Origin of the sequence: Methanogenium cariaci JCM 10550 (assembly GCF_001315945.1) — an archaeon.
Taxonomy (GTDB): Archaea; Halobacteriota; Methanomicrobia; order Methanomicrobiales; family Methanomicrobiaceae; genus Methanogenium; species Methanogenium cariaci.
The window spans coordinates 171,672-197,732 of the sequence record NZ_BBBG01000002.1 but is presented as its reverse complement, the minus strand read 5'-3'; the positions used below and the strand labels follow the sequence as shown (position 1 = coordinate 197,732).

Sequence of the window (26,061 nt, the reverse complement as noted above, 5' to 3'; positions counted from 1 at the left end):
GCCGGTTTCACTGCGAGTTTAATTGTTCTGCAATTTTACGATAGACACAGGCAGCCTCACACTCTGGTGCAAACTGCGGGAGGGGAATCCCATTCTCCTGCGCTTTCTGTATGTTTGTGTCGAACGGGACGGTGTATACCGTCTCAAATGATTTCTTCACGTCATTCTCAAATGCAGTCAGTCGTTCTTTTTCTCCGCCATTATCACCAGAATCAGGCGTTCCAAAGAAGAGTTGTTTCAGCCGTGCTCCAAATCCTTCAGCTGATACAGGTGCGGCAGGAGCTTTATCCCACTGCGTGAGAACAGCCACATCGGCGACTACCGTATCACCAACATAGGTCTCCACATCACCCATGATCGTCGAGAGCGCCTCGGCCCCCCCTTTCAGGCAAAGATGCCGCTGTCAAAGGTAACAACAACCCGGTCTGCGGCAACAAGCCCGTTGAGAACGAATTGCCCCCCCATACTCGGCGGGGTATCGATGAGGATGCAGCCATACGCATCGCCAAGCTCTGCGATCGCATCTTTCAGTATCGCAGCACGGTTGTCAATCGTATAGAGGTACGGCTCGGCCCCCCCGACGAGATCAAGGGATGAAGGCGCCAGAAAAATACCGGATTTTGTCTCCGTAATGATATCCGCCAAGCCAACGTCAGGATAATCTCCCGCATATGACATGAACACATCATACATACTCAGCCGATCGGAACACGGATCAATGCCAAGACCGGATGTTGCATTTGCCTGCGGATCGCAGTCGATGACCAGCACACGCTTACCATATTCATGCAAAAATCCGGAAATATTTAAACATGACGTTGTTTTTCCAGTACCCCCCCCTTATGGTGGGCAAATGTTACAATCAAAATTATTTACACCTCTGCATACAAACAAGTATTTATATTGGGTTTGGTGGAGCAAGCATATAGTTTAAACGATTTAATTTACATCATTATTGAACGTTAAATTTGATCAAATTAACAAACAATAATATAATATTCACATCGGGTTTTCGTATTCGCATGTGATTTATTGTAATTACATACACAAAAATGAACAATTAAGTTAATAAACAAAACCAACAGGACATATAATTGTTTTAATGATTTTTACAGTAACTATATCACAATTACAATCGCACAAAACATTGTAAATAAAAAATAAATTTAGATAAATTATAATCAATCACACCACAATTAGTCCATATTCCCAGGTCACAGCAAATTTCCCCCAAAGTGAAATTTAATATACATTTGCATATCAAATACCGGTGAGTGTATGCGTGCATTCCTTTGGCTAAAGACCAGAGAAATCACATATTCTGTATTACATAGATGCCGCGGATGTACGGAGACGGACCTGCGGAATCACACCTGCGAAAATGAGAAGGATTAAAGAAATCAGAGAAGTTTTTCCCCAGCACCCGGACCGGGGGGGCACACTGGAACACTTCACGAATTTTTACGATCATAAGCCCCCCCTTTGCAGGTGCCTTCGCCATCTTTGCCCAGACAATCTGCTGCATCTTTTCAAAATCCGCACCGAACGTCTTCAGTCTGACATCGCCTTTGATCTGGAAACAGCCCTTTGTATCCGGCCCCCCCAGACATAGATGGAGACTTTCGGATTCTCCCGGATATTTGCAAGCGTCTTTTTCATAAAATTGTCCGCAATCCAGATCGTCTCGTCATCAACGAGCTCTACAAATCCTATGGGCACAACGTTCGGCCATCCGTTCTTTGAGGCGGTGGCAACCGGAAATGCCTTCATCGTCGCAAAGGCGGCTTTCATCTCTTCTGTGAGTGCTGTCATGGGTCTCACCACTGCCCCTATTTGTGTATATGGTGATAAATTCAATTGTCAGATTGACATCCCGGGGGGGATAGGGAACAATACGGATTTGTGGGCTATGAATGTCTCTTTTCATATGCTGGAGAAAGATCAGGAGTGGGGGGGGAGAAGGGCAGTTCAAACAGTGGATTCTATCTTCACCACCTGATCACCGGATGAGATCTCGCTCAGCTCAAGGGGGGGCGTGCCCCATTGCTGGATGGTGACCACATCTTTCTGCACGATTCCCGTAAAGGTGACCGGGAGTTTGTCCTGTTTAAACTCATCCGGCATGTTGATGGGAGGTACCGGGTGCCGTCATCGGTGACAATCCCGTAGAATCCACCCTCAAGGTCATTATACACTACGGTTCCGGTGCCGCTCACGGCATCAGGATTATCTGTCCCCCCGTCGGTGCAGCCGCATGCAAGAACGGCAACTGCAACGAGACAGAGAAGAACAGTCAAAGGAAACTGGTATCGGGCCATTATCAGATCACAACAGATGAATGGCGGAATGATTGGATAAATCTTACTCTGACTTCGAATCTGCCTGCAGGTATACGTCCAGAGTCATCAGCTGTATCACCATGTCTTTTGTCCGGGCTGCACGTGGCCTGCGAAGAGACCACTCAGGAGAGAGCGACAAAGAACGTGCCACGATCTTCCTTTTTCTCCCCCCAATCTGCCCATCTGCGATGAGCGTATCCGTGTATTTGCGAATCTCGTTCGGGTGCAGCCCCCAGTATCCGGCCGAGGTCATCCATCGTGCACGGCCGCCTCCGGATGGTCCCAAGTATGGACTCACGTACATCCTGTGAGAACGAGGCAATATCTGAGCGGGAAGGAAGTCCCTCCACCACTTCCACTCCGGGAAATCCGAGTGAGGCAGCAATCCGGTCCATCTCCTCAACGGTGGGGACGGTGATCCAGTCTGCGATGCCCGGCCGGTCCAGTGCATTCAGCTGCACCCGGTCGGGGCGAATCTCTGCAATCGCATCCCGCAGGAAGAGCAACTCCTCATCCGTGTCATTCAGGCCGGGGGGGATGATGAAGATCTCCAACCAGATTTCACCGGTGAACTCCTTTCTGAGAGAGACCAGACCTGAAACAACGTCTGCTGCCGTGATGGACGCACAAGGCCGATCTATTTTTTCAAAAACAGATTCCGATACCGCGTCCAGAGATGGCACGATAACATGCACATCGGCCGCCTCCGCACGCACCTCCGGATCATTGAAGAGGCTGCCATTCGTGAGCAGCGCCATCCGGTAGTCTGGGAACGTCTCCCGTATGTGGCGGGCAATCCTGCCAATGCCGGAGTGGAGCGTTGGCTCCCCCCCGGAACCGGAAAAGGTGATAAAATCAAGTTGAGGACCGGTTGAAAGGTAATCATCAATCTCACGGATGATGGCATCCGTTGGGTAGAATTCGGTTCGTTCCGTCGTGAGGCAGGTTGTCTTTCCGCACTCACAGTAGATGCAGTTGTAACTGCAGGTCTTGTGGGGGGGCACAAGGTCAATGCCGAGCGAGACCCCCCCAGCCGACGTGACGGCACGGGGGGGCCGAAGAGATACTGATATCCCATAACTGAAAGTGAAGTAGCAGGTAACAGAGCATTAACCTAAGCTCTGTTACAATGCAAGGGGGGGTGCAGGGATACCTCCCCCCCGGAACAAAACCGGCAGTCACCTCCGCACCTCCACCGGCATCCGGGCCTGAAAAGAGGAATTTTACCAAAAAAACGGTTATTTGTCCAAAATCCGCCGGGAAATTTCCTGCTGGATCTGCTGACGGAAGGAGGAGTCGTCATCCATGGCTTCAAGAAAGAGCCGGATACGGCGCACCGTCTCAGGGTTAAGCTCATGTTCCATAAAACAGGCATCCTGCTCAGCCACTTTGTCAGGCACGCCTATCAACAGTAAAAATTTCTTCAGGGTATCGTGGCGGTACTTGATCACTTCGGCAATCTTCCGTCCCTCGGGCCGAAAGACCACTCCTTCATACCGCCGGTATTCAACAAGGCCCAGACTGTCCAGCTTCCGGAACATCTCAACTACACTGGAGGGGGCTGAGCCCAGCTGGTCAGCAACATCCTTCGTCCGGGCATAGCCTTTCTCAAGGGTGACATTGAGGATCGCTTCAAGATAATCCTCAGCCTTTCTGCTGAGGTGTTTTGCAATGTATCCTTCCTCCATACTATTCCTGCACAGGTACTCATCTGCAAAAGATGATAAAATAGGTGACCCGGGCAATCCGGTATCCGGGTCTGTCAGGCATCATCAGTATCCCGGACATGGATCAAATACAGGATACCCAGTGTGAATGGCAGGAGAAGCATGGCTGGTGTATAGGGTGGGGGGGCAAACGTGGCCAGAAAGCCGGAGAAGGAGTTGAAGAATGACGGAGATGAGGCATCTGCGGGAATTGCCGCACAGAGCAGGGCAAAGAGATCCGTTCCCGCTATAATCCAGACAAGGACTCCACCAAAACCACCTTTGCAGACTGCTGCAATGTAGTCACCCGGGTGCAGCCACTGAGCATGAAGAGGCCGGCACAGACCATAATAAACCCGCCCCCCCATGCCCATCGGAAGAAGTCATCACCTGCGATTCCAAGGATACCTGCCTGTAAACCGGGACTGGCACCGGCCCAGACGAAGATGTCTGCGAGGCCGAACGCAAGGATCACAAGACCAAGCAGACCGATATAGACGCCAACGGGCGTGATTTTCTGAACATTTTGTTCCATGTTATGCGACTCCCAACAGGATACCGACGGCGTGAATGATACCGCCATAGATGAATACGACCACAAAGAGCACGGCAATGGCCGCACACAGCTCTTTCCAGCCCTCACGGAGCATGACCACAAAGGTGGCCACACACGGGAAGTAAATCGTCACCAAAACCACCGAAGCGACCATCTGGTAGGTGGTCATCGGGATGGTTGTGAGCTGTGCGATTGCCAGATCTTTTCTCAGGAATGCCGCAATGAGCGGCCCGACGGTCTCTTTGGGAACGCCGAACCAGATGACAAAGATCGGTTCCAGGAGGTTCGCCAGTGCCTGAATCACGCCCCCCCGAGGTAGAGAAGGTTTACCACCAGCACACCGAAGAGCACAAAGGGCACTGCCTCTTTCAGGAAGCCTTTGGTCCGGTTCCAGAGTTTCTTTGCCACATACTCCTTCACCGGCCAGTGGTAGAGGGGGGGTACATCCACGAGGATCTCAGGATTCTCCCCCCCGGGATCACCTTGTTTAAGACAAACCCAAAGATGCCAAAGCCGATAACAAGGCAGAGCATCACCACTCCCATCAGGTTGCCGGGCAGCACACTCATCATGATACCCAGCTGCGCCCCCGCAGGGAATGAAGAGGGCAATCAGGGTCATCATGATGAACCGTTGTTTTTTGGTCTCCAGAATACGGGTGGCAGTCACCGCCGGCACATTGCACCCCAAGCCGAGAATGGTGGGCACAATCGCATAGCCGTGCAGCCCGATACGATGGAGCACCGAGTCCATGAGAACGGCAAGCCGGGGGGGCAGATATCCGGAGTCTTCCAGGATGGTCATCATCAGATAGAAGATAAAAACCGCAGGAAGCACCACACCGATCGAGACAAAGAGACCTGATGTGAGCATCCCGAATGCCTCAAAACAGGTGTCTGCTGCGGGGTTCCCCCCCACAAAGAGGAAGTAGTGCCAGCTCGTGGGATCCGGCCAGACCGACTGCAGCCACGGCAGCCAGTAGCCGTCGAATATCTTCACCATGAACCCGTCGGTCACGAGGTGCCCGCAAACGAGGTGAAGATACTCCAGAACGCATAGAGTGCCGCCACTGCCACCGGTATCCCGGTGAGCGGTTTGACGGTCAGATCACCCAGCACATCCTTCAGCGTCTGTTTGTAGGTACCATAGGTGATCGTCTGTCGGGTGATGGCATCCACCATCTCCCAGCGGGAATCAGAAGATATGACCATTCAGCACTTCCCACATCCGCCACAACCACCACAGGCGCGGAGCGGTTCTCTCTGTGGCTCTTCACCCCCCCGCAGGCGCTGTGCGATGGCCTCAAGATCAGCAACCTGCGCTTTTCGGATCTGCTCTGCGAGGTGACGAACCCCCCCTTCCCCCCCGCTGGTCGCCGTCGTCGAGACCACCGGCACACCCAGAATACGCTGGAGTGCGGCGACGTCGACCGTGATCTTCTTTTCATGAGCGGCGTCCATCATATTGACCGCGATAATACAGGGCACCCCCCCCGTTCCATCACCTCAAGAGCGATGTAAAGGCCCCCCCGGTCAGTCTTGGTTGCGTCAAGCACGATCATCACGGTTGCATCCGGATAGTCACGGAGCATCCTGACAGCCACTTCTTCGGCCGCGTCCCGTGGTTCAAGGGAATAGGTGCCGGGCACATCGATGATGGTATAGGTATGGCCACCTTCGATAAAAGTGCCACGGGTAAAGTCAACCGTTGTGCCGGGATAGTTCGATACCACAGCATCGGCACCCGTGATCCGGTTAAAAAGTGCACTCTTGCCGACATTCGGGTTGCCAAGCATCAGGACTGTAGTCCCTTCCTTCGGAGGAACTGCACCCCCCCCTCTGTTCTCCCCCCCCGGTCATGCATCAGCCCCCCCGGTCTCAACCACGATCAGTTCAGCCGTCTCAAGACCCATGGCTATTTCCAGCTCACCAATAAGTACAACCACCGGGCCTTTGATGGGCTGTTTGGTGACCATTTTTAGTTCCTTACCTACCCGGAGTCCCATACAGTTCAGGTCATGTGCAGGGGTCTGAATTTCCCGGACGACTGCTGTTGTGTCAAAAGACAAATCTGAGAGTTTGACCCGCATCAGTCCACCTTCACAACCTGTATCTGTCGGGCCATACAGCGGCCGAGGGCCAGTGTACTACCCCCCCTCACTTCCACTGCCACCGGCCCGCACGATGATGATACCATGGTAAGCGTACACCCTTCCGCAACACCCCCCCGCAGGCAAGTTTTTGTTGGAGACGATGTCCGCCCTCTATCCCTATGACACGTCCGCGCTCACCGGGATGCAACTCATTCAGGATCATAATTGTCTGATATATTCTCTGCAATTCGGTCGGTATCAAGAGGGGGGGCCGAAAGAATTTCGGATTATTCCTGGAATGCGTAATTGATTCGGAAATGATTTGGAAAACCGAAACATACTCCCCCCCCATAGCGCACACAACAGGAAACCATCGCAGAAGAAAATATTTACCAAAAACAGGGGAATTCCCCAGAATATAAACGATATTGACCCGGCCAGTACGCCACAGATACATATGATATGCATACGAGGCCAGCCAGGAGAACCTCCGGGTGTGAAGGTATGTTATGCGAAAGGATTATTCAAATACCCTGGTATTTACAGAGCATTCAAGGTATGATATGGGCGTGTATACGTGTGTGCATAGGTGTGGAAATTATTTGGAACAAAATTCCATGGTGCCGTCCACGGGGGCACGTGCCCGAACAGTGCTCCCTTTGCAGCTGGACATCAGGTCACATACTTCCACCTCCGTCTGAAGAGGAAAACCCCCCCGGAATTGTCTTGTGCACTCTCTTACAGAGGAGACCAGGGGCAGCCATGCAAATACCGGCGTTCATACCCGCACCGACAGAGGACACTCTTTCACAGAGATTTCAGCACGGGTTCGTGCATGGATCTCAGAGGAAACAGGAAAGAGCAACCCCCCCTGCAGAATATCAGGTAGATGGTCAGGTGATGAAATTCCCCCCCGTATACCACTTCGGCAACTCATCTTACCACTGTCTCCCCCCCCGGCTAACCGGTGAACAACTGTTCTGATATCGTCTCGGAATGCTGGTTGATATCGTTCGTATCATACCACAGTATATGCCCTTCGGTAGAGATGTACTCTGCCCGCAAAAATCTCTGATATTGGTTGGATTACAAATAGTGTTCGGATATTGCCATCATTTCCGAAGATCATCAAAGTCAGCGGTCATGATCTCCGTCTGATATGTGCCCCCATATATTTAAGCAGGCAAGCCGCCCAGATTCCATGATTACTATGAACGTAGGCATCATCCGCTGCCTCATGACAGAAGATATCTGCCCGGGGACAACAGACTTTAAAGTAACAGCAGAAGGAAAAGGCGCCTTTGCAGAGACAGGCCCCCGTCAATATCGTTGGTTTTATCACCTGTGGCGGCTGCCCGGGAAAGCGGGCCATCCCACGTGCAAAGATGCTTGTCGAACGGGGGGGTGCCGAGGCGATTGTCTTTGCGTCCTGCATCTCAAAGGGCAACCCCATTGGCTATCCCTGCCCACATTATGCAAACATGCGGGACGCCGTCATCAAGCAGTCGGCCCGGATATTAAAATCATCGAGTGGACGCACTGAGAACGGACTTCCAAGTGAACTCCGGCACTCTATTTTGACAAAATAGGTATGAAACGGGTATTTCAGGCACTCGATACAATAAAAACAAAAATATCTTTTTCACAATCCATACCATTCCACACATCCCGATGATCTATTTTCACCGCTCAGCGAACAGAGAGATCCTGACGATGCTGAATCTGCTGGCGAAATGAAGGATTTTCCTCCATACAATCAATAAAATGGTGTATCCGGCGCACAGTCTCAGGATGCAGTTCATGCTCCATGAAACAGGCATCCGCATCAGCAATATCCTCCGGCACCGCGATGAGCAATAAAAATTTCTTCAGCGTGTCATGACGGTACTTAATCGTCTCTGCAATCTGCCGTCCTTCCGGAAGAAAGACCACCCCCCCCTCATACCGCCGGTAACAGACGAGGTGCATAGCGTCAAGCTTCCGGAACATCTCGACAACGCTTGAGGGGGGGCTGAGCCCCAGCTCATGCGCCACGTCCTTTGTCCGGGCATATCCCTTCTCAAGCGTGACATTGAGAATTGCTTCCAGATAATCCTCAGCCTTTCTGCTGAGGTGTTTTGCAATATGTCCATCCTCCATTTCTACCACATAACCGGTTTAAAAAATATCGTGTGTTGGTGACACACCTGGTTAATCCGTATCATAGGCCCGCATATACAGCAGGTAGAGGATGACCAGCGTAAATGGCAGGAGAATCACGGCAGGCGGATACGGCGGGGCGAACCCACCAATAAATCCGGAGAAGGAGTTAAAAAACTCCGGTGCCTCTTCCCCCCCTGCAGGAATATTCTCACAGAGTCGTGCAAAGATATCTGTACCTCCGATGACCCAGACGAGGACTGCTCCCAGAGTCACTTTCCCAAACTGCTGAAGGGAAAGAGCATTTCTGCTGCCCGCAAGCATGAAGAGGCCGGCACAGACCATAATAAAGCCGCCCCCCCATGCCCAGCGGAAGAAGTCATCCCCCCCCGCAATTTCGAGAATGCCAACCTGGAATCCGGAAGTGATGCCGGCCCAGACGAAGATGTCCGCAAGGCCACATGCCAGTGTCACAAGGCCAAGCAGTCCGATGTAAATACCTGATATACTGTTTTTCTGTTCCATATTAGGCCACTCCCAGAAGGATGCCGATGGCGTGTATGAGGCCGCCGTATGCAAATACGACGACAAGGAGCACGGCGAGAGCCGCACAGAGTTCTTTCCACCCCTCCCGCAACATCACCACAAAGGTGGCCACACAGGGGGGGAAGTAGATGGAGATGAGCACCACTGACGCAAACATCTGGTATGCTGTCATCGGGATGACCGACAGTTGTGCGATGGCGAGGTCTTTTCTCAGGAACGCTGCAATGAGCGGCCCGACGGTCTCCTTGGGCACGCCAAACCATGTGACAAAGAGCGGTTCAAAGAAGGCCGCAAGCGCCTGAATGACTCCCCCCCCAGATAGAGAAGGTTCACAAGGAGCACACCGAAAAGCACAAAGGGCACAGCCTCTTTCAGGAAGCTCTTTGTCCGGTTCAGGAGTTTCTTTGCCACATTCTCCTTCACCGGCCAGTGGTAGGGTGGCACATCCACGAGTATCTCGGGATTTTCTCCCGGAATCACCTTGTTTAAGATATATCCAAAGAGGCAAAAGCCCACAATCAGACAGAGGAAGACCATACCGACCATATCGGGGGATGACCTCCAGCATGACACCCAGCTGCGCCCCCCCACAGGGGATAAAGATAGCAAGGAGGGACATCATGATGAACCGCTGTTTCCGCGTCTCCAGGATACGGGTGGCAGTCACCGCCGGCACATTGCATCCCAGACCGAGAATGGCGGGCACAATGGCGTATCCGTGCAGCCCGATCCGGTGGAGGACAGAATCAACCAGGACAGCAAGCCGTGGGAGATATCCAGAATCCTCCAGAACGGTCATCATCAAATAGAAGATGAGAATCGCCGGAAGCACCACACCAATGGAGACAAACAGCCCCCCCGACGTCAACACGCCAAACGCTTCAAAGCAGTTATCTGCCAGCGGGTCTCCGACAAACACAAAGTAATGCCAGCTTGCAGGATCCGGCCATATGGACTGCAGCCACGGCAGCCAGTGTGCATCGAAGAGTTTCACCATGAACCCGTCTGTCACGAGGCGCCTGCAAAGGATCCGAAGATACTCCAGAAGGCAAAGAGGGCCGCCACCGCGACCGGTATACCGGTGAGCGGTTTGACCGTCAGTTCTCCCAGCACATCACCGAGGGTCTGTTTATATGTGCCATATGTCACAGTCCTGCGGGTAATGAGATCAACGATCTCCCAGCGGGCGTCAGAAGAAAGCACCATAGGTTCAGCACCCCCCGCAGCCACCACAGCCACCACATCCGCCAACGGACTTTTTTGCCGGTTCTTCACCCTTTAGCCGTTTTACAACAGAATCAAGATCTGCTGTCTGCGCCTTACGCATCTGCTCCGCCAGTTCGCGGACGCCTTCGCCGCTGATGGCAGTTGTCGAAACGACCGGCACACCCAGCACCCGCTGGAGACCTGCGGTGTCCACCGTGATCTTCTTGTCATGGGCAGCGTCCATCATATTGACCGCGACAATACAGGGCATGCCCCGTTCCATCACTTCAAGGGCGATGTAGAGACCCCCCCGGTCAATCTTCGTTGCATCAAACACGATCATCACGATGGCATCCGGATAATCCCTGAGCATCCGGACTGCCACCTCCTCTGCTGCGTCCCTTGGTTCCAGCGAGTAAGTGCCGGGCACATCAATGATCTCGTATTCCTGTCGTCCCTCGATGAGCGTACCTCTGGTAAAGTCAACGGTCGTACCGGGATAGTTTGAAACCACGGCATTTGATCCGGTCATACGGTTAAAAAGAGCACTCTTACCAACGTTCGGGTTGCCGACCATGAGAACCGTTCTTTTGTTCTTTGTCGCATCTGCCATATTGGTCTCCGTTATGCATCCTTCCCGATGACGTCAACGAGAATCTCTGCTGCCATATCTGGGCCCATGGCAATCTCCACCTCACCGAGCAGGACGACCACCGGCCCTTTGATGGGTTGTTTGGTAACCATCTTCAGTTCCTTGCCTACCCGAAGCCCCCCCATACAGTTCAGGTCATGGGGTGGCGTGTGGATCTCACGGACGACAGCCATGTCGCCGAATTCAAGATCTAATAACTTTTTTGCATGATGTATCCTCATGAACATATGATGACGGACTGCCGGCACACACAACGGCTGGGCGTTACCGCCCCCCCGCACTTCAGCACCGGTGCAGTCCGTGTGATGCCATAGTCATGAACATCCCCACCATTCCCACCGGGATGGTGCCGGGTGCAGATGACACATGACCATTTCTTACGTATCCATGATCAATTCTGCATTTTGGTAGGTATCAACAAATGCCCAAACAATTTCGATTATTTTTCAAAATTACCACAAACCTCGGATTTTTCAGAATAACCGAATATCAAATGCACCTGCACGCTACCCATTCACCCGCCCAAATACATTTGAACATCCACCACATATCCCCAATCAATGATGCCCGACACCTTCCCCTGCGAACTCATCAGTTGGGAACATTCGTGTGCACTGGCACAGCGGCTTGCATACGCAGTCCGGGACTCCGGCTACCAGCCGGATCTGGTGGTTGCCATCGGGAGGGGGGGCGGGTATGTACCGGCACGGATAGTCTGCGACCACCTTATGCATGAAATACTCACGAGCATCAAAATCGAGCACTGGGGCGTGGCTGCCGAAGAGAGATCAAAGACGGTCATCCGGTTCCCCCTCGGAGTTGATGTCGCCAGTGCCCGCCTGCTGGTGGTCGATGATGTGACTGACACCGGAGACACCCTGACTGTGGCTATCTCCTATCTCATGAAATGCGGTGCCGCCGAGGTCAGGACGGCTGTGCTCCAGCACAAGCAAACATCCGGATACCGGCCGGACTATTACGCAGAGCTGATCACAGAATGGCGCTGGATCATATACCCGTGGGCAGTTTATGAGGACATTTCCGGGTTTGTAATCCGAATCCTTAAAAAAGGCCCAGCCACAGTGGAAGAGATTCTTTCCGCCTTAACAGAGGACTTTTGTATCACTGTTGATGCAGAGATGTTCACAGAGATTTGTACTGACCTTGTCCAAAGGGGGGGCAAGGCAGAGGAGACAGGCGGAATATTGCGGATAGATAGTTGACGGTTCACCCCCGGTTTTGCCCAATTGTAATGCAACCATCCAATATCGTAAAATTAAGTATGTAAAATGCCGATATTATTCAGAACGATGTGTTAACCTGATCAACAGAGAAATCACCATCCCGTCTCCAGCCGGAAAAATGACTGCAAGCGGACGTGAACCATGAACGCATTTCTCCAGGAGACCGCCCTTCTCGCCCTTGACCTCCTCATCCGCACCATCCCCCCCATGATGGTGGCAGGGGGGGTCTTTGCAGCGGAGCTGATCATGGCATTCAATGCGACCGCCCGGATATCCCGTGTCTCCCGGCCCCCCCTCACCATCTGGTCCAACCTCCACCACGAATGCGGCATATCCTTCATGATGGTATTCATCTCCCCCCCCAAGGCTGCAAACGCGATGCTTGCCAAATACCACCGGGACGGGATCATCACCCGTCGCGAGATGGTGGTCGCCGCCCTGATGAACTCCTTTCCCAATGTGATGATGCACTGGCGTTATCTTCTCCCGGTGTATGTCCCCCCCCTCCTGGGTCTCACCGGCCTCGTCTACTTTGCCATCCTTGTTGTGGTCGGCATCATCAAGACTGTCATCGTCATGGTCGCCGGGCGATGGATGCTACCCGTTCCCGCTACACCGGAAGAGGAGACAAACACGCCACCACCCCCCCGGCCTGGCTGGAAAGAGGGAGTACAGAAGGCCATGAAAACATCCGCCACATCGCTGCGCCACATCCTCATCATCAGTGTGCCCACGATTATTATTGTGGCCGTCTTCATCAGCCTCGGGTTCTTTGACACGGTGGCAGACGTGATGCAGGGTTTTGGTGCCTGTTTCCCCATTCCTGCGGCAGGTTTTGCGATCATCGCCGCCCAGTTCGGTTCGTTCATTGCAGGCGCCAGCGTCGCCTCGACCCTTCTTGTCGCAGGTACCCTCTCCCCGCAGGAGATCATCCTCACCCTCCTTGTGGGAAATATTCTCTCCAGTGTCACCCGGGCCATACGCTGGTACGGCACCTCCTATGCAGCGATATTCGGCCCGCGGACGGGTGCCGTTATTCAGGGTCTCTCCACCGGCCTCCGGGTCGTTGTCATGATTGCCATCGTGGCCGCCCTCTCCTTCGTGTGGTGAGAAAAGAGGAACGTATAATTCCTTTCTGCCACCGGCCACCCGGTGGGAAACATAGTGCACGGCAAAGATGTTTTATTATTCCGGTTCATCCATCTCCTGAGATACCAGAGAGAGAGAGGACAATACAATGCCGTATGAACAAATAACAGAGCTTCCGACACGGGTAAAGTCACACCTGCCGCTGCATGCACAGGAAATTTACCTGGCTGCATTCGACAACGCCTGGAAGGAGTATGCAGACCCAAAAAACGCCAGGGAGAAGAAAGCCAAGAAGAGACCGCCCACCGCGTCGCCTGGGCCGCAGTAAAACGGTGCTACAGAAAAAATCCCCCGAACCGGCATGTGGGAGGAGAAGACAGCAGGGTAAAAGGAAGGCCGCCCGCCGTCAGGCATCCACGGACAGCAAACGGCCAGTTTAGGAATCAATCCGGCTGAAGCACCGATGATTCCCGGATTACTCCTCGTCGGGAATGGCCTTATTCATCACCCGGAACGATGCGCCGAGGATGCCGGTCTTGCCGATGAGTGCTGCAATGCTGATGGTATCCCGGATCTGTTCACGGGTGGCACCCTCACTAAGGGCAGCACCGATATGCACCTTCAGGCAGGCATCCGCACCGATAGCGGCAGCGGCAGATACCGCAGCCAGCTCTGCAGTTTTGCGATCCATTGACTCCGGGTTAAATGTATATAAATCCCCAAGTCCATTGAATGCAAAGGAATCAGGTCGTTCCCTGAGGATGGGCAGGATAAAGGGGGGGACAAGCCCGAGGGTCTGCTTAAAATCATCCATGATACCGTCGCACACGTCTTCTTTTTTGCCGAGGAATTCGTCAATTGTTGTCTGTGTCTCTGGATTCATATGATATCCTGTAGATTTTTATCATACTCCACCATAGATGCACCCACTCAGTTCTGCATATCCCTGCCAGTATTTCAGAAGAATGAAAAGCTCCATCCACCCACACAACAGATAAACAGGGCATGACAGTAAATGCATGGATCTCCCTTCTGGTGGCAGGTGCCATGGAGACCGGATGGGCCATCGGTCTCAAATATACCGAAGGGTTCTCACGCCTTGTACCGTCTGTTGTCACCATCGCCCTGATGGCAGGCAGTTTTTATTTTCTCTCAAAATCGCTCACAGACCTTCCCATCGGCACTGCCTATGCCGTCTGGACAGGAATCGGCGCAGTGGGGGGGACGGTCATCTTAGGCATATATCTCTTCGGGGGGGAATCACGGGATCTGCTGCGAATACTCTGCCTGCTTCTCATCATATCAGGGATTATCGGACTAAAAGTGGTCAGCGGCGAATGAACATCTGAAAAATCTGTGGGTTTCAGGAATGGGATGAGAAAGGCAACTCATCACCGTTTATTTTTTTCCTCAAACCAGTTCCGGAACACCGACTCATTGAACGTAATCGGCTGCAGGAAATAGAGGAACATCCGTGCAGGGTGATTACCGACTTCCAGAGGACAGAACAAAAGCTTTTCAGGAGTGCCCTGCCCTCCATCCAATCACCTAACCGACTCCATATACCGGAGGTACTCACCGTAAAGGGCATCCCGATACGCTTCCGCCTTCTTTGTCGGGACATAGTTCGCCGCCTTCACTGCCGTAAGGAGGGCCGCTTTCACCTGCAACGGACCGGAAAACTCCATCTCCGCCACCTGTTTCAGGATCTGGTCAAGCCCGCTGATACCGACAGCCTTTCCATCCACCGTGATCTGTTGCACATCGCCTGCCTTCGGAACCATCCCGCCGCAGACGGTACAGTATTCCCCCTTCATCGTCTGGCATATCCTATCTCACCTCATTCTTTGTCCCGTCACAATTGATCCTCTCATCTACTCCCGGATCATCACCAGCATCATCTTGAACTGTGTCACCGCAGAGAGGGCATGTGGTGCATTGGCCGGGAAGATGATCGTGTCACCCGTTTTCATGGCATAGGTCTCCCCGGACAACCAGACCTCACACTCTCCGTCCAGAATCGTAACCACCGCATCGTAGGGGGGGGCGGTATGTTCACTCAGTCCCTCGTCCTCATCAAACGAAAAGAGGGTGATTGTACCCACCGGCTTGTTTACGACCATCCGGCTCGCGACCGCACCATCCTGATACTCCACGAGGTCCGCGAGGTGCAGAACCCTGCCTTTGAGTTCATCCCGATTATTCCCTGTCATAAAAATATTCCACCTACTGTATGCCTGCATGCATACCGTGATACCCGGTATTTGGCTCAGGCCTGCAATAAATGGTTGCACGGGGATGGGGGCCCATCCACAGGAAAGATTCCATCGTCATCGTAGTCTGCCAAAAAAATCGGCTCACTTTCTTCGGGCATGCGGACGCTGCGAGATGATATAGAAGATGATTCCGGAAAGAGCAACCACACCCAGCACCGGGAGAAAGAGACTGCCTGCCGGGATGTGATACACATACTCCGCTGCGATGACCAGTGATGCCATGCCTACCAGACATTTTGTATACCATTCCGGTCGCTTGTCTTTGTAATCGCCGGTAGTGATGCCGCCCCTCAGGTGCAGGGATAAAAACGGCAGAAAAGCTTCAGGCCATTTACGGTGCAGCAGTCCTCTGCCAGATGGAAAAGGGCTCCGCAGAGCAGCCCCCCCACATATATGAAGATGAATACATCTGACCACCAGCCAAGACTGGTGAGGATAAACCATGCAGGCGCTGCAAGGAGCACCACTGCGATAGTAATCCCGAATATGGTATGAAAGGAACGCCGGTGGTGCCCGTTAAACCGCATCCCCATTAACCGGTAGACGATACCCATCACCCGCATCATGACGATGCTGAGAATAGAATAGCTAAACCATTTCACCTTCCGTGGACGAAGCTCTTTTGCGGCGGCAACATCGGCATCCGGCAGATAACTGCCCACAAAGACCCCCCCGCCAGAAAATAGATGCAGCTCTCAAGATATTCCATCGTGACATCTACCGATAAAAACGGAGAAACACAGAGCAGTGCTGCTGCCATAGAGAGCATGGCATGGTCTTTACCGATCACCTGCCAATCACCGAAAACCCGGATATCCTCATCTCTCTGCCGGTTAACGGCAAATATAGCCCTGTCAGAGCAGACATACACACCGGAGTGCGGAAAAGGTACATTGCATTATGGTTGATGCGGAGGGAAAATAAAGAGGATGATTTTGGCCTGAAACAATAGGGTTGACGGTTCCCGTCAAAAAATCCCCCCCGATTTCCTGTTCTTCAAGATCTGTCAGAGCATCTGAGTCCCTTTTGTAGGTTTCGGCACCTTCACAACCAGCACCCGAAAGAGAGCATCGCTCCGGTTGAACCAGCGGTGGGGGTATGTGTGCCGGACTCTCAACGAGCATGTCCCTTCCCACCTCTTCCTCCTCATCCCCCCCAATCTCAACGACTCCGGTTCCTTCGAGGACATAGAAGAATACATCGACCGGGGTGATGTGCTTTTTGAGTTCCTCACCCGGCTGCAGGGTGATGACCACCGCCACTGCGTGTTCGGTGTCATATGCTACACGGGCATCCACATGGTGCGGGTTTTTGCCTATTGGCAGGGTGGCAATATCTGTGACCTTCATACGATTCCAGATGTTCCGGGAGGTAATAAAGGTAAACGATCCCTGACAGATATCTCCGGAATTATTCCTTCTCACTGCTTCCGGTCTGTTCCAGTGCCCGGCGCACAGTCTCCTGCACCTCATGGGTGAACCCGGATACCTGCCGGACGTCCCGTCTCTGATCCATCCCGTCCGCCCATGCCGTGCCGGTGAGCGGCATACCCGCCATCGCAAAAAACGCCGTTGCAATCTCACGCAGGGGGGGAATAAAATTCGCGTCCCCCGTCCCGGCCACATACACCAAAGAAGAGGCCCGCCTGATGACCCGCAACCTCTTCAACGACGTGCCGGTGTGCATCATATGCCAGAAACCGGTCGATAAGAATCTTCAGGGCACCGGGGGGGACACTGCAGGAGTAGACAGGGGGGGCACAGACCGCCAGCACCCGGCAGCGCTGCACCATGGCAAAGACCTCATCCATATCATCAGCAAAGGTGCAGAACCCAGAATTATAACACTGGTAACACCCGATACAGGACCGGATGTCCATATCATCCGGGTATATGACCTGCACAGTAGCCCCCCCCATCCGGGCTGTTTCCGTTGCAATCCACCGTGCAATCTCACCGCAGTTGCGTCAGGCCGGGGGGGACTTCCCTGTATGACAACGACATCCGTTGCCTCTGCGGCAGGCAGGCAGCGGGGATGCAGACGGCTGAAATACTCCAGCATGTCAACAGGGTGACGGGAAAATCCTCGCTCCCACTCATTTAATACGTTTATTGCGGCGGTCTTTGCATCCAGCTCCATTACCGGTGTATACTCAAACGTATTTGAGAAATACTCTGTCACCGTCCGGTCCATTGCATCAGTGACGCACACCCGATACCGCACCATGCCGGGATAGAGATGAGTGAGATCTCCACTGAACAGGGTGAAGGTAAAGTCACCCTGTGCCGTATGCACCACCCGCTTTTCCAGTACATTCTCCTGAATCATGACCCCCCGATCCTATTCCTGTCCCCCTCCCGGAAAAGACCACCGGTCAGGGTTGCCCATAGCGCCAGGTGCCTGCCGGAATATGAATCGAGAAACAAGCGCCCTCACCCTCTTTCCCGGTCTCGGTGATCGAGCACCCCCCCGTGATACCCAACACTTCACCGATGATAAAGAGACCAAGGCCAGTATTCGACCCGACGCCCCGTTCAAAAATCCGCTCCTTCTGGTTCTCCGGCACCCCCCCTACCCCCCCGTTATCCGCAACCGAGAGAATGCCGGAACCGTCCGGTTCTTCAGTGAACGTAACGTCAATTTCGGTGACGGTATCACCATGCCGGACCGCATTGTCAAAGAGGTTGTAGAATACCTTTACAAACATCGTATCGGCATAGATGTCCAGCAACCCCCCCGTGTTGCAGGATACCCGTATTGCATCGCGGTCAATGCCATCGGCGCCCTCTTCACAGACATCATGCACCACCTGCCACCGGGGGTGCCTCAACACCAAGGTCCTGGTAATCACGGGTGAACGTAATCTGTGAGTAAATCCGTCTGGTCGCTTCAAACAGTTCCCCCCCGATATACGCATGACCCGGTGTGTCATCCGGCGTAATTTCCTCAAGCAGTTCGGTGTAGGAGAGCAGCACCTGCAGCTGGTTCAGAATATCATGCCGGGTCAGAGATGAGAGGACATTCAGTTTCCTGTTTACCTCTCCCAATGCCACCCGGTAGCGATGCATCTCCGTGATGTCCATGAACGATACCACGATATGTACCGGTTCTCCACGATTGTCGGATATGACCGTGGCTGAGATCAGCAGATAAATCGGTTCTCCATCTGCCTTTTTTCCGTGCTGTTCCCCCCCGAACCAGCTCCCGGTCCTGATGAGCTCATTGAACGCGGCCTCAATCTGGTCCCGGTTCTCACCGAGATCAGTGATGGAGCGCCCCCCCACCAGCGCAATCTCATCCTGATACCCGATCATCTTTGTGAGTGCCGCATTCGCATAGCGCACGGTGCCATCCATCGAAAGCAGGGCAATGCCACTTTGTGTCGCCTCGATCGCCGCATTCTTCAGATGAAGATCGCGTTCTGCCTCACGAATGTCGGTGACATCCTCGCCGGAACTCAGGTGCCCGTGATCATCCCCCCCCGCGTCGCGTATCACCGTATTGTGCCAGAGGATTCTCCGGTACTCTCCCTCCTTCGTGAGCACCAGATTCTCGGCAATCTCGTCACCGGGCCGGATGTCTTCTGCCATCAGGTGCCCGAGGCGGCGACTCACCTCATCTCTGACCGGGGAAGGCAGAAAGGTGGCATACCAGTTTTTCCCGATGATCTCCTCCGGGGGATACCCGAGAATTTCCACCCCCCCTTTCCGGTTGATGAGCTGTACGTTACCATTCCGGTCAATGACGATAAAGATGACCGCCGCGATGTCCAGATACTGCTGAAGGTGGTCACGCTCCTTTCTGACCTCTTCTTCGCTCTGCCGGAGTTCACGAAATACCGTATCAAACGGACGCCGGAATGCGGAAACGATGAGTGCCTGATAGATCAGCGCAAAGGATGCCAGCTTAAAGAGGTGTCCCACCAGATTCGGAAACCCATAGACACTGGTATAGAAGGTGAATACCAGTTCGGCACAGATGGTGCAGACGATGGATGCCACGACCAGCCGGAAGGTGTCCTCTTCAAAGTGGTCACGATTCCGCCAGAGCAAAACAATGCCCCCCACAAGGAGGATACAGATGACATACTCACTCATGATCTTGAAGGGTGTGAGACCTGACCCCTCCACATAGCATGCAGGAAAGAGACCGGGCACAAATGCAGCGGTAACGAGCACGGCTGTCGCCGTTGCATAGAGGCCGAACACCCGGTATGGCCTCAGCGTCCGGCCAAACATCAGGGGTGCAACAAGCAAAGTGACCGCTTCCATATAGCGGGCGATAATCCAGAGCTGGGTCGGCAGATTGGCACCATAGCCAATGAAGATATTCATTCCCGCATAGGCCAGTGTGTGAATGAAATCGATACCGCCGATGAAGAGATAGGCGATCCCCAACAGGAGCAGATAATTGTTCTGCAGATACCGGCGTGCATTCCACGCAATGAGAAATATGACCCCCGCGATAAGAATGGAACAGATCTCAGCGATCACATGGAAGAGCAGGAAGCGGTAAAGGGAAGTGAGCCACACCCCTGCAATGATCAAAACAAGAACCGCAATAAAGTGCCGGTTCTCTGAAAATACCTCTCCCGGAGTGCCGGGATCATGTGTGCCTGATCGGTTCATTTCTTCACCCTCCCTTACTGCTGACTTTCACTGACTACCATTACCAACACCTAAAAGATACTTTCTCCGGGATAGTGTCGCATTATCAGAATCAGAACACACACCCCACCCCACAAAAATTCAGGAAGAATACGCGGGATCTGCAGGCCATGATGACAGGGAATCTCCCGTCATACGGATGCGGACGGTGTTGTATACAGATGACAAACTGAGGCAAGCCATAACGAAGTAAGACATAAATATTTCCTACACAAGAACATTACCATAGAAAGTCCTCAGGCCCACAGCTTATAATAAATTCCCATATCTGGTGATAAAAATGCAAAGATTAATCCATTATATTCTGGTGATCATTCTTTTGATATGCAGTGTTGCATATATCATCCCGTCATTTGGCATATGACACCGGTGCCCCGCACTAGACAAAAAACAGTGAACAAGACCTGAACGAAAGGTTCGGGTGATTCATTCCTTCATTCTCAAAACGGATTTTCACGGATAAAAAAGTCCGATTTTCCCCCGTCTCCGAAGGGATGAGGTGCTGATTCGATGTTGTTTATCGAATAACAGCTACCGCCGACGGAGATCAAAGACCCAACGTGATACGCCGGTGCCCGCATCACCGCACCGGCGCATTGCATTGACCACACATCCCATCCCCCGGAATTTCGCCGCGAGGATATCCGTCTCTTCGGGGGGGACAGTGAAGGTAGAGAAATGAATCACCCCCCCTCCTCTGCTGACCAGTGGGATAACCTCATCAAGTGCGGTATTCATCCCGTATGGCGTGGGAACAATCGCACGGTCAAATCCCCCCCCTCCGCATGACGGGAGCAGCTGCATCGCATCACCCTCAAAGACGGTGACCACATCCTCCACCCCCCCGTTTTCCCGGATATTCTTTCGGAGATAGCGGCATGCATCCGGGTTTATCTCAATGGCAGTCACTTCCGCCCCCCCCTCGCTGTGCGGCAGGCACCACAAACGGGCCAACACCGGCAAACGGCACCAGCACCCGCTCACTCTTCCGCACACAGCCCCCCCTCACCCGGTGACGTTCAGAGGCAAGGGAGGGATGAGAAAAAGCCGACCTCACATCCAGATGATAGCTGCAGCCGTATTCGCGATGGAGGGTTTCGGTCTCCTTTCGGCCATAAATAACCACATACTCCTCCGTCCGGCTGGTGCCTTCCACCGAAACCGTGCGCAGACAGACCGACCGGACGCTGCGGTGCTCTTCGGTGATGCACCGGCCGATCACCCCCCCACAATAGGGCAACAGGCGTCGGGCAGGGTGACAACGGCCACATCACCGATGACATCATAGCGATCGGGCACACGGCGGGCCGCTTCCGGGGGGGGCATACAAACGGCACAGCGAGATGAGAGGGACATCAGGTTATATCCCCCCCCACAGAGCCGCAGGGAGACAAAACGATCATGAAAGCCCCCAGATCCTCTTTGATATTCTGCAGGGCGGCGACCGAGAGGGCATAGTAGGCAGGCAGTTCCATATATGTCTCAATCCTTCGGATCCGGTCACGATTGCAGCCGGCGGCAAACGCCTTATCCTTCACCTTTTTTTTCACCGTCTTTGCCGTAACCTCACTCAACCGGCCACCCTTCACCATGGCACAGGCGATAACGAGGCCAGACATATTGTCTGCTGCCGTGAGGGCAGTATCCACCGGGGGGGTGTCGGTGTCGCCGTATGTTTCAAAATTGTGCCGGCGCACCGGGCCTGCCACCTCCTCCCCCCCCAGTCCTGCCGCAAGAAGCAGGGCGGCACCCGCGTTACCATGGCACTGCATATCCCCCATCCACCTCTTCATAGTCGATGTCATGCAGGATGCCGATTACTTCCCAGAGGTCGGCATCCTCATCCAGTGCCCCGGCCGTTGCACGCATAATGGCCGCGGTTGCACGGCAATGGGCCATGAGACTCTCCTTTACCACGTGCTCCTGCAGGAGCAGAATGGCATCAGCCTCTCCATGAAAAGAGGATGTCCGGCAGAAGGGATAAAACCCGGCCATCGAAAACGGCTGACAATGGGATAAACCATATATGATCACAGGAGAAATTTCGCCTATCATCAACATCCCGGTTTCAGCCGCAATATTCCTTTATTGCTCAAAAATGATGATACAAAAAGGGCGGGCAGATGAAACCGGAGGATAATGTTCATGAAACAGGCATCACTATCCCTATCCCGACAGGCAGTCACCGACATCGTCTGCCACCGAAACTTTGTGAAACTCCTTGACTTTGAGGCAGAAGAACTGCAGGCGCTCCTCGCTCTTGCCGGACGCCTCAAGGCGGCAAAAAAGAACCGGACGGAACATAAATACCTCGAAGACCGGCAGATCGTACTCATCTTTGAGAAGGACTCCACCCGAACGCGCTGCTCGTTTGAGGTGGCGGCACGGGATCAGGGGGGGCGCATGTCACCTATCTCGGGCCGGAAGGATCACAGATCGGCCACAAGGAGTCCATCAAAGACACCGCCCGTGTCCTCGGGCGTCTCTACGACGCGATTGAGTTCCGCGGCTACTCTCAGGAGAATGTCGAGACGCTCGCCGCATATGCTGGTGTACCGGTCTATAACGGCCTCACCGATGAGTTTCACCCGACCCAGATCCTCGCTGACGTCCTCACGATGACCGAACACACAGACCGCCCGCCAAAGGAAGTCTCCTTCTGCTACCTCGGGGGGGACGGGCGCAACAATATGGGTAACTCCCTGATGGTCGGTGCGGTGAAACTCGGCATGGACATCCGTATCTGCGGGCCTGCCGCACTCCGGCCGGACGAGGAACTGACAGAGACCTGCCGGGAAATCGCAGCCCAAACCGGGGGGGCTTCGCTGACCCTCACCGAGTCCGTCGCAGAGGCAGTTTCTGGAGTGGATTTCATCTATACCGACGTCTGGGTCTCAATGGGAGAACCGGCAGAGGTGTGGAACGAACGTATCAGACTGCTTCTGCCCTATCAGGTGACAATGGATCTCATCCGGGCCACCGGCAACCCGAATGTGTGCTTCATGCACTGCCTGCCCTCCCTGCACAACCGGGAGACCGAGGTGGGCGAGAAACTGTTCCGTGCCACCGGCCTCTCGGAACTGGAGGTCACCGACGAGGTCTTTGAGTCGCCCTACTCCATCGTCTTTGATCAGGCAGAGAACCGGATGCACACCATCAAGGCGATCATGGTGGCGACACTGGCAGATGATGCCTGCAGGGAAAAGGGAGGGGAAACAGAGAACCGATGAGAATCGTCATCGCCCTCGGGGGGAAACGCCCTCCTGCAACGGGGGCAACCGATGACCGCGGCGGCACAACGCGGGAATGTGCGCAAGGCGGCAGAGGCGATTGCCCCCCCGGTTGCCACCACCCACGAAGTCGTGCTCTCCCACGGAAACGGCCCGCAGGTGGGCCTTCTTGCCCTTCAGGCAGCGGAAGCCGCCGGTAAAGGAGAGGACGGCGTCTTTCCCCCCCTGGACGTCCTCGGTGCCGAGACCGAGGGGGGGATGATCGGCTACCTCATTGAACAAGAGCTGGGAAACCTCCTCCCGGAAGACCAACCGCTCGCCACCCTCCTCACCATGGTGGAGGTCGATGCGGATGACCCCCCCGCGTTCAGCAGCCCGACAAAGTTCGTCGGGCCGGTCTATACCCGTCATGAGGCGGACCGGCTCGCGGCATCCCATACCTGGACGTTCCGACAGGATGGGGCAGCCTGGCGGCGGGTCGTCCCCCCCTCACCCGAACCCCCCCAACGGATTTTCGAGATCCGCCCAATCCGCTGGCTGCTGGAGCGGGGGGGAACCGTCGTCATCTGCACCGGCGGCGGGGGGGGTATCCCGACGATGTACTCCCCGAACGGGAGATCGGTTCTGACCGGCGTGGAGGCGGTCATCGATAAGGACCGGGCAAGTGCCCTCCTCGCCCGTGAGACCGGGGGGGCCGACCTCCTCATCATGGCAACCGATGTAACCGGCATATACGAAGACTGGGCGACCGCCACCGCCCGGCGCATCGTCTCTGCTTCACCGGATCTTCTCAGCGCAGGGGGGGACTTCCCCGCCGGATCGATGGGGGGGCCGAAGGTCGAAGCGGCCTGCCGGTTTGCCCGCATTCCCGGAAAACGGGCCGTGATAGGCGCACTGGGAGATATTCCTGAAATGGTGGCAGGCACCGGCGGCACCCAGATCTTCACCGGCGCCCGCTATCGGTCAATCAGCAGAGAAGAGGAAGAGGATGAGCATGCCTGACCGGGGGGGAGTGTACTCGGAGACCGGCAGGCTGCGCACGGTACTGGTACACCGTCCTGGCGACGAACTGCGCCGCCTCACCCCCCCCTCAAACCGGCACGCACTCCTCTTTGACGACGTTCTCTGGGTCGACCGGGCAATCGTTGAGCATGACGAGTTCACCCGCCTCATGAAAGAGGAAGGGGGGGTCAGGGTCTGTTACCTTGCCGACCTCCTCGAAGAGAGCATCCGACAGAGTCCCGCATGCCGCAGGGAACTCGCCGCCTCCGTTCTGCAGGCAGCGGGCAGTGGCACACCTCTTGCAGAGATACTGTATGCATATCTCATGGAAAGTGACCCCCCCGCGGCGCTGGTGCACCATTTGATCGCAGGCCTGCAGCTCGCTGAACTCGCAGGAGCAGAGGCAGGAAAGCTGCAGAGGCAGTCCCTGGTGGCGGCCGCCGAGCCGGACAATTTTGTCATCCCACCGCTCCCGAATTCGATGTATACCCGTGACGCGTCTTCATGGTTCTGCGGAGGGTTCACCCTGAACCCGATGCACTGGCCGGTTCGGCGGGGGGGAGAGACGGCGAACGCTGCGGCAGTCTACCGCCACCATCCCCCCCACTTTGCCGGGAGCGATATTCCCCTCTGGTATGGGGGGGAGAGACGGCAGGTGACGGTTGCCCGCCGGTGACAGCCACCAATACATCTCTGGAAGGCGGGGGGGACATCATGCATGCCGGCGCAAGAACCTGCTCTTCGGCATGAGCGAACGCACCGGTCCGCAGGCCATCGAGACCACCGCATCCCGTCTCTTTGCCACAGATGCCGCTGACCGCATCATCGTCTGCCGCCTCAGCCCAATCGTGCCCACATGCATCTTGACACGGTGTTCACCTTCCTTGACCCCGGCACGGCCACCATCTACCCGCCGGTGATCGAAACATCCCCGGCATTCTCCCTTTATCCCGGAGAAGAGAGGTGCAACGAGGGGGGGACAACCTTCACGGTGGAGCGGGAGGAGAGTTTCACCGGGGGGGCGGTGGCAGACGCCTCGGGGGGGAAAAGCAGCTGACGCTCATCCCCCCCACCGGCGGCGACCGCTATGAAGCAGAACGGGAACAGTGGGACGACGGAAACAACGTGGTCGCCCTCCGGCCGGGGGGGTCGTCGTCGCCTACGCCCGCAATACCCACACCAACCGCAGTATGGAACAGGAAGGAATTGAGGTGCTGGAGATCTCCGGATCAGAACTCTGCCGGGGGGGACGCGGTGGCACCCACTGTATGACCTGCCCGCTCAGGCGGGACCCGATATAATCCCGATAAGGACTCT

General features: G+C 54.5%; 45 protein-coding genes and 3 pseudogenes. 12 read left to right on the top strand and 36 right to left on the bottom strand.

Going from position 1 to position 26,061, the window contains the following annotated elements:
* Window positions 1-7: 7 nt before the first annotated feature.
* The 6 genes and pseudogenes from JCM10550_RS21735 to JCM10550_RS03360 form a co-directional block, all read right to left on the bottom strand.
* A complete protein-coding gene (locus JCM10550_RS21735) occupies window positions 8-346 on the bottom strand; it encodes a hypothetical protein (protein WP_245618668.1) in 339 nt (112 codons plus the stop codon).
* A gap of 38 nt (window positions 347-384) precedes the next feature.
* Window positions 385-792 (bottom strand): ParA family protein, encoded by a 408-nt coding sequence (locus tag JCM10550_RS21730; RefSeq protein ID WP_245618667.1) that lies wholly within the window; start codon window positions 790-792, stop codon window positions 385-387.
* A gap of 608 nt (window positions 793-1,400) precedes the next feature.
* Window positions 1,401-1,812 (bottom strand): annotated as a pseudogene (locus JCM10550_RS03370) (pyridoxamine 5'-phosphate oxidase family protein).
* A gap of 206 nt (window positions 1,813-2,018) precedes the next feature.
* Window positions 2,019-2,318, bottom strand: coding sequence for a hypothetical protein (locus JCM10550_RS18065; RefSeq protein WP_157199887.1), 300 nt, complete (start codon window positions 2,316-2,318; stop codon window positions 2,019-2,021).
* 143 nt (window positions 2,319-2,461) lie between these two features.
* Window positions 2,462-3,343 carry a radical SAM protein gene (locus JCM10550_RS03365; RefSeq protein WP_245618666.1) on the bottom strand — a complete coding sequence of 294 codons (882 nt, stop codon included), beginning with the start codon at window positions 3,341-3,343 and terminating at the stop codon, window positions 2,462-2,464.
* 234 nt (window positions 3,344-3,577) lie between these two features.
* Window positions 3,578-4,027, bottom strand: coding sequence for a metal-dependent transcriptional regulator (locus tag JCM10550_RS03360; RefSeq protein ID WP_062396963.1), 450 nt, complete (start codon window positions 4,025-4,027; stop codon window positions 3,578-3,580).
* 44 nt (window positions 4,028-4,071) lie between these two features.
* Between JCM10550_RS03360 and JCM10550_RS21725 the strand changes: the two genes are divergently transcribed.
* Window positions 4,072-4,233 carry a hypothetical protein gene (locus JCM10550_RS21725; RefSeq protein WP_245618665.1) on the top strand — a complete coding sequence of 54 codons (162 nt, stop codon included), beginning with the start codon at window positions 4,072-4,074 and terminating at the stop codon, window positions 4,231-4,233.
* Between the two features lie 59 nt (window positions 4,234-4,292).
* Here JCM10550_RS21725 and JCM10550_RS21720 read toward each other — a convergent pair whose 3' ends face one another.
* From JCM10550_RS21720 to JCM10550_RS16770, 8 genes are read right to left on the bottom strand one after another with little or no spacing between them, the layout of a single operon-like run.
* Entirely contained in the window at window positions 4,293-4,580 is a 288-nt protein-coding gene (locus tag JCM10550_RS21720) for a hypothetical protein (RefSeq protein ID WP_245618664.1), read from the bottom strand.
* Window position 4,581: 1 nt separating this feature from the next.
* On the bottom strand, window positions 4,582-4,905 hold the full coding sequence (locus JCM10550_RS03350; RefSeq protein ID WP_062396961.1) for a nucleoside recognition domain-containing protein: 324 nt from the start codon (window positions 4,903-4,905) through the stop codon (window positions 4,582-4,584).
* Window positions 4,902-5,618 carry a nucleoside recognition domain-containing protein gene (locus JCM10550_RS03345; RefSeq protein WP_062396959.1) on the bottom strand — a complete coding sequence of 239 codons (717 nt, stop codon included), beginning with the start codon at window positions 5,616-5,618 and terminating at the stop codon, window positions 4,902-4,904. Before JCM10550_RS03345 ends, JCM10550_RS03350 begins: the two co-directional genes overlap by 4 nt.
* The gene (locus JCM10550_RS03340; RefSeq protein WP_062396958.1) at window positions 5,615-5,812 is read right to left on the bottom strand and encodes a hypothetical protein; all 198 of its coding nucleotides are present in this window, start codon (window positions 5,810-5,812) and stop codon (window positions 5,615-5,617) included. The genes JCM10550_RS03345 and JCM10550_RS03340 overlap by 4 nt, the downstream gene beginning before the upstream one ends.
* Window positions 5,813-6,088: a FeoB small GTPase domain-containing protein gene (locus JCM10550_RS24300; protein ID WP_157199886.1), complete on the bottom strand. Its 276-nt coding sequence runs from the start codon at window positions 6,086-6,088 to the stop codon at window positions 5,813-5,815.
* A complete protein-coding gene (locus JCM10550_RS24295) occupies window positions 6,061-6,396 on the bottom strand; it encodes a FeoB small GTPase domain-containing protein (protein ID WP_062396956.1) in 336 nt (111 codons plus the stop codon). Before JCM10550_RS24295 ends, JCM10550_RS24300 begins: the two co-directional genes overlap by 28 nt.
* A gap of 60 nt (window positions 6,397-6,456) precedes the next feature.
* Window positions 6,457-6,690: a FeoA family protein gene (locus tag JCM10550_RS03325; RefSeq protein ID WP_062396955.1), complete on the bottom strand. Its 234-nt coding sequence runs from the start codon at window positions 6,688-6,690 to the stop codon at window positions 6,457-6,459.
* A complete protein-coding gene (locus tag JCM10550_RS16770) occupies window positions 6,690-6,797 on the bottom strand; it encodes a FeoA domain-containing protein (RefSeq protein ID WP_083475267.1) in 108 nt (35 codons plus the stop codon). Before JCM10550_RS16770 ends, JCM10550_RS03325 begins: the two co-directional genes overlap by 1 nt.
* A 1,197-nt stretch (window positions 6,798-7,994) precedes the next feature.
* On the opposite strand from JCM10550_RS16770, the gene JCM10550_RS03310 reads away from it, so the two are divergent.
* Window positions 7,995-8,282: a CGGC domain-containing protein gene (locus JCM10550_RS03310; protein ID WP_218185092.1), complete on the top strand. Its 288-nt coding sequence runs from the start codon at window positions 7,995-7,997 to the stop codon at window positions 8,280-8,282.
* A gap of 100 nt (window positions 8,283-8,382) precedes the next feature.
* On the opposite strand, the gene JCM10550_RS03305 is transcribed toward JCM10550_RS03310, so the two are convergent.
* Genes JCM10550_RS03305 through JCM10550_RS03280 form a run of 6 tightly spaced genes read right to left on the bottom strand, consistent with a single transcriptional unit; the run spans window position 8,383 to window position 11,517 of the window.
* Window positions 8,383-8,832, bottom strand: a complete 450-nt coding sequence (locus JCM10550_RS03305) for a metal-dependent transcriptional regulator (protein ID WP_062396952.1) — start codon at window positions 8,830-8,832, stop codon at window positions 8,383-8,385.
* A gap of 51 nt (window positions 8,833-8,883) precedes the next feature.
* The gene (locus JCM10550_RS03300; protein WP_062396950.1) at window positions 8,884-9,357 is read right to left on the bottom strand and encodes a hypothetical protein; all 474 of its coding nucleotides are present in this window, start codon (window positions 9,355-9,357) and stop codon (window positions 8,884-8,886) included.
* A gap of 1 nt (window position 9,358) precedes the next feature.
* Window positions 9,359-10,390 (bottom strand): nucleoside recognition domain-containing protein, encoded by a 1,032-nt coding sequence (locus JCM10550_RS03295; protein WP_062396948.1) that lies wholly within the window; start codon window positions 10,388-10,390, stop codon window positions 9,359-9,361.
* The gene (locus JCM10550_RS03290) at window positions 10,387-10,608 is read right to left on the bottom strand and encodes a hypothetical protein (protein ID WP_062396946.1); all 222 of its coding nucleotides are present in this window, start codon (window positions 10,606-10,608) and stop codon (window positions 10,387-10,389) included. Before JCM10550_RS03290 ends, JCM10550_RS03295 begins: the two co-directional genes overlap by 4 nt.
* Window positions 10,589-11,197: a FeoB small GTPase domain-containing protein gene (locus tag JCM10550_RS03285; protein ID WP_062396944.1), complete on the bottom strand. Its 609-nt coding sequence runs from the start codon at window positions 11,195-11,197 to the stop codon at window positions 10,589-10,591. Before JCM10550_RS03285 ends, JCM10550_RS03290 begins: the two co-directional genes overlap by 20 nt.
* Window positions 11,198-11,208: 11 nt before the next feature.
* Window positions 11,209-11,517, bottom strand: coding sequence for a FeoA family protein (locus JCM10550_RS03280; protein WP_245618663.1), 309 nt, complete (start codon window positions 11,515-11,517; stop codon window positions 11,209-11,211).
* A gap of 279 nt (window positions 11,518-11,796) precedes the next feature.
* Here JCM10550_RS03280 and JCM10550_RS03275 point away from each other — a divergent pair, with 279 nt between their 5' ends.
* The 3 genes from JCM10550_RS03275 to JCM10550_RS21710 all read left to right on the top strand — a co-directional run bounded on the left by JCM10550_RS03275 (window position 11,797) and on the right by JCM10550_RS21710 (window position 13,897).
* Entirely contained in the window at window positions 11,797-12,459 is a 663-nt protein-coding gene (locus tag JCM10550_RS03275; protein WP_062396942.1) for a phosphoribosyltransferase, read from the top strand.
* A 162-nt stretch (window positions 12,460-12,621) separates the two neighbouring features.
* Entirely contained in the window at window positions 12,622-13,590 is a 969-nt protein-coding gene (locus JCM10550_RS03270; protein ID WP_062396941.1) for a hypothetical protein, read from the top strand.
* Between the two features lie 127 nt (window positions 13,591-13,717).
* Window positions 13,718-13,897, top strand: coding sequence for a ChaB family protein (locus tag JCM10550_RS21710; RefSeq protein WP_245618662.1), 180 nt, complete (start codon window positions 13,718-13,720; stop codon window positions 13,895-13,897).
* A gap of 147 nt (window positions 13,898-14,044) precedes the next feature.
* Here JCM10550_RS21710 and JCM10550_RS03260 read toward each other — a convergent pair whose 3' ends face one another.
* A complete protein-coding gene (locus JCM10550_RS03260) occupies window positions 14,045-14,452 on the bottom strand; it encodes a carboxymuconolactone decarboxylase family protein (RefSeq protein WP_062396939.1) in 408 nt (135 codons plus the stop codon).
* 122 nt (window positions 14,453-14,574) lie between these two features.
* Here JCM10550_RS03260 and JCM10550_RS03255 point away from each other — a divergent pair, with 122 nt between their 5' ends.
* Window positions 14,575-14,910, top strand: coding sequence for a multidrug efflux SMR transporter (locus JCM10550_RS03255; RefSeq protein ID WP_062396937.1), 336 nt, complete (start codon window positions 14,575-14,577; stop codon window positions 14,908-14,910).
* 203 nt (window positions 14,911-15,113) lie between these two features.
* Here JCM10550_RS03255 and JCM10550_RS03250 read toward each other — a convergent pair whose 3' ends face one another.
* The 15 genes and pseudogenes from JCM10550_RS03250 to JCM10550_RS21695 all read right to left on the bottom strand — a co-directional run bounded on the left by JCM10550_RS03250 (window position 15,114) and on the right by JCM10550_RS21695 (window position 22,567).
* Window positions 15,114-15,386, bottom strand: coding sequence for a hypothetical protein (locus JCM10550_RS03250; RefSeq protein WP_062396935.1), 273 nt, complete (start codon window positions 15,384-15,386; stop codon window positions 15,114-15,116).
* Window positions 15,387-15,443: 57 nt separating this feature from the next.
* The gene (locus JCM10550_RS03245) at window positions 15,444-15,782 is read right to left on the bottom strand and encodes a cupin domain-containing protein (protein ID WP_062396932.1); all 339 of its coding nucleotides are present in this window, start codon (window positions 15,780-15,782) and stop codon (window positions 15,444-15,446) included.
* A 144-nt stretch (window positions 15,783-15,926) separates the two neighbouring features.
* Window positions 15,927-16,067, bottom strand: a complete 141-nt coding sequence (locus tag JCM10550_RS18060) for a hypothetical protein (RefSeq protein ID WP_157199885.1) — start codon at window positions 16,065-16,067, stop codon at window positions 15,927-15,929.
* 68 nt (window positions 16,068-16,135) lie between these two features.
* Window positions 16,136-16,507, bottom strand: a complete 372-nt coding sequence (locus JCM10550_RS03240; RefSeq protein WP_062396930.1) for a metal-dependent hydrolase — start codon at window positions 16,505-16,507, stop codon at window positions 16,136-16,138.
* Window positions 16,444-16,635, bottom strand: coding sequence for a hypothetical protein (locus JCM10550_RS18055; RefSeq protein WP_157199884.1), 192 nt, complete (start codon window positions 16,633-16,635; stop codon window positions 16,444-16,446). The genes JCM10550_RS03240 and JCM10550_RS18055 overlap by 64 nt, the downstream gene beginning before the upstream one ends.
* Before the next feature lie 216 nt (window positions 16,636-16,851).
* A pseudogene (locus JCM10550_RS03230) lies at window positions 16,852-17,194 on the bottom strand (cupin domain-containing protein).
* A gap of 61 nt (window positions 17,195-17,255) precedes the next feature.
* A complete protein-coding gene (locus tag JCM10550_RS03225) occupies window positions 17,256-17,534 on the bottom strand; it encodes a hypothetical protein (protein WP_062396925.1) in 279 nt (92 codons plus the stop codon).
* A gap of 27 nt (window positions 17,535-17,561) precedes the next feature.
* Window positions 17,562-18,173, bottom strand: a complete 612-nt coding sequence (locus JCM10550_RS21705; protein ID WP_062396923.1) for a hypothetical protein — start codon at window positions 18,171-18,173, stop codon at window positions 17,562-17,564.
* A 46-nt stretch (window positions 18,174-18,219) separates the two neighbouring features.
* Window positions 18,220-18,651 carry a sensor histidine kinase KdpD gene (locus JCM10550_RS03215; protein ID WP_172673747.1) on the bottom strand — a complete coding sequence of 144 codons (432 nt, stop codon included), beginning with the start codon at window positions 18,649-18,651 and terminating at the stop codon, window positions 18,220-18,222.
* The gene (locus tag JCM10550_RS03210; RefSeq protein ID WP_062396919.1) at window positions 18,644-20,473 is read right to left on the bottom strand and encodes an MASE3 domain-containing protein; all 1,830 of its coding nucleotides are present in this window, start codon (window positions 20,471-20,473) and stop codon (window positions 18,644-18,646) included. Before JCM10550_RS03210 ends, JCM10550_RS03215 begins: the two co-directional genes overlap by 8 nt.
* Window positions 20,474-21,043: 570 nt before the next feature.
* Window positions 21,044-21,421, bottom strand: a complete 378-nt coding sequence (locus JCM10550_RS24290) for an SAM-dependent methyltransferase (RefSeq protein WP_062396917.1) — start codon at window positions 21,419-21,421, stop codon at window positions 21,044-21,046.
* Complete coding sequence (locus tag JCM10550_RS24285) at window positions 21,408-21,734, bottom strand: hypothetical protein (protein WP_062396914.1); 327 nt, start codon at window positions 21,732-21,734, stop codon at window positions 21,408-21,410. Before JCM10550_RS24285 ends, JCM10550_RS24290 begins: the two co-directional genes overlap by 14 nt.
* The gene (locus JCM10550_RS18050; RefSeq protein WP_157199883.1) at window positions 21,731-21,868 is read right to left on the bottom strand and encodes a hypothetical protein; all 138 of its coding nucleotides are present in this window, start codon (window positions 21,866-21,868) and stop codon (window positions 21,731-21,733) included. Before JCM10550_RS18050 ends, JCM10550_RS24285 begins: the two co-directional genes overlap by 4 nt.
* Window positions 21,868-22,284 carry a hypothetical protein gene (locus JCM10550_RS03195; RefSeq protein ID WP_245618661.1) on the bottom strand — a complete coding sequence of 139 codons (417 nt, stop codon included), beginning with the start codon at window positions 22,282-22,284 and terminating at the stop codon, window positions 21,868-21,870. Before JCM10550_RS03195 ends, JCM10550_RS18050 begins: the two co-directional genes overlap by 1 nt.
* Window positions 22,268-22,567: an HDIG domain-containing metalloprotein gene (locus JCM10550_RS21695; protein WP_245618660.1), complete on the bottom strand. Its 300-nt coding sequence runs from the start codon at window positions 22,565-22,567 to the stop codon at window positions 22,268-22,270. Before JCM10550_RS21695 ends, JCM10550_RS03195 begins: the two co-directional genes overlap by 17 nt.
* A gap of 90 nt (window positions 22,568-22,657) precedes the next feature.
* Here JCM10550_RS21695 and JCM10550_RS21690 point away from each other — a divergent pair.
* From JCM10550_RS21690 to JCM10550_RS21685, 6 genes and pseudogenes are all read left to right on the top strand, one after another.
* A pseudogene (locus JCM10550_RS21690) lies at window positions 22,658-22,891 on the top strand (ornithine carbamoyltransferase subunit F); the annotation flags it as partial.
* Window positions 22,892-22,965: 74 nt separating this feature from the next.
* The gene (argF, locus tag JCM10550_RS03190) at window positions 22,966-23,742 is read left to right on the top strand and encodes an ornithine carbamoyltransferase (RefSeq protein WP_245618685.1); all 777 of its coding nucleotides are present in this window, start codon (window positions 22,966-22,968) and stop codon (window positions 23,740-23,742) included.
* 51 nt (window positions 23,743-23,793) lie between these two features.
* Entirely contained in the window at window positions 23,794-24,744 is a 951-nt protein-coding gene (locus tag JCM10550_RS03185) for a carbamate kinase (RefSeq protein WP_062396912.1), read from the top strand.
* The gene (locus JCM10550_RS16760; RefSeq protein ID WP_172673746.1) at window positions 24,737-25,420 is read left to right on the top strand and encodes an arginine deiminase family protein; all 684 of its coding nucleotides are present in this window, start codon (window positions 24,737-24,739) and stop codon (window positions 25,418-25,420) included. Before JCM10550_RS03185 ends, JCM10550_RS16760 begins: the two co-directional genes overlap by 8 nt.
* Window positions 25,407-25,664: an arginine deiminase family protein gene (locus JCM10550_RS16755; protein WP_083475258.1), complete on the top strand. Its 258-nt coding sequence runs from the start codon at window positions 25,407-25,409 to the stop codon at window positions 25,662-25,664. Before JCM10550_RS16760 ends, JCM10550_RS16755 begins: the two co-directional genes overlap by 14 nt.
* A gap of 43 nt (window positions 25,665-25,707) precedes the next feature.
* Window positions 25,708-26,016 carry an arginine deiminase family protein gene (locus JCM10550_RS21685; RefSeq protein ID WP_245618659.1) on the top strand — a complete coding sequence of 103 codons (309 nt, stop codon included), beginning with the start codon at window positions 25,708-25,710 and terminating at the stop codon, window positions 26,014-26,016.
* Window positions 26,017-26,061 lie beyond the last annotated feature (45 nt).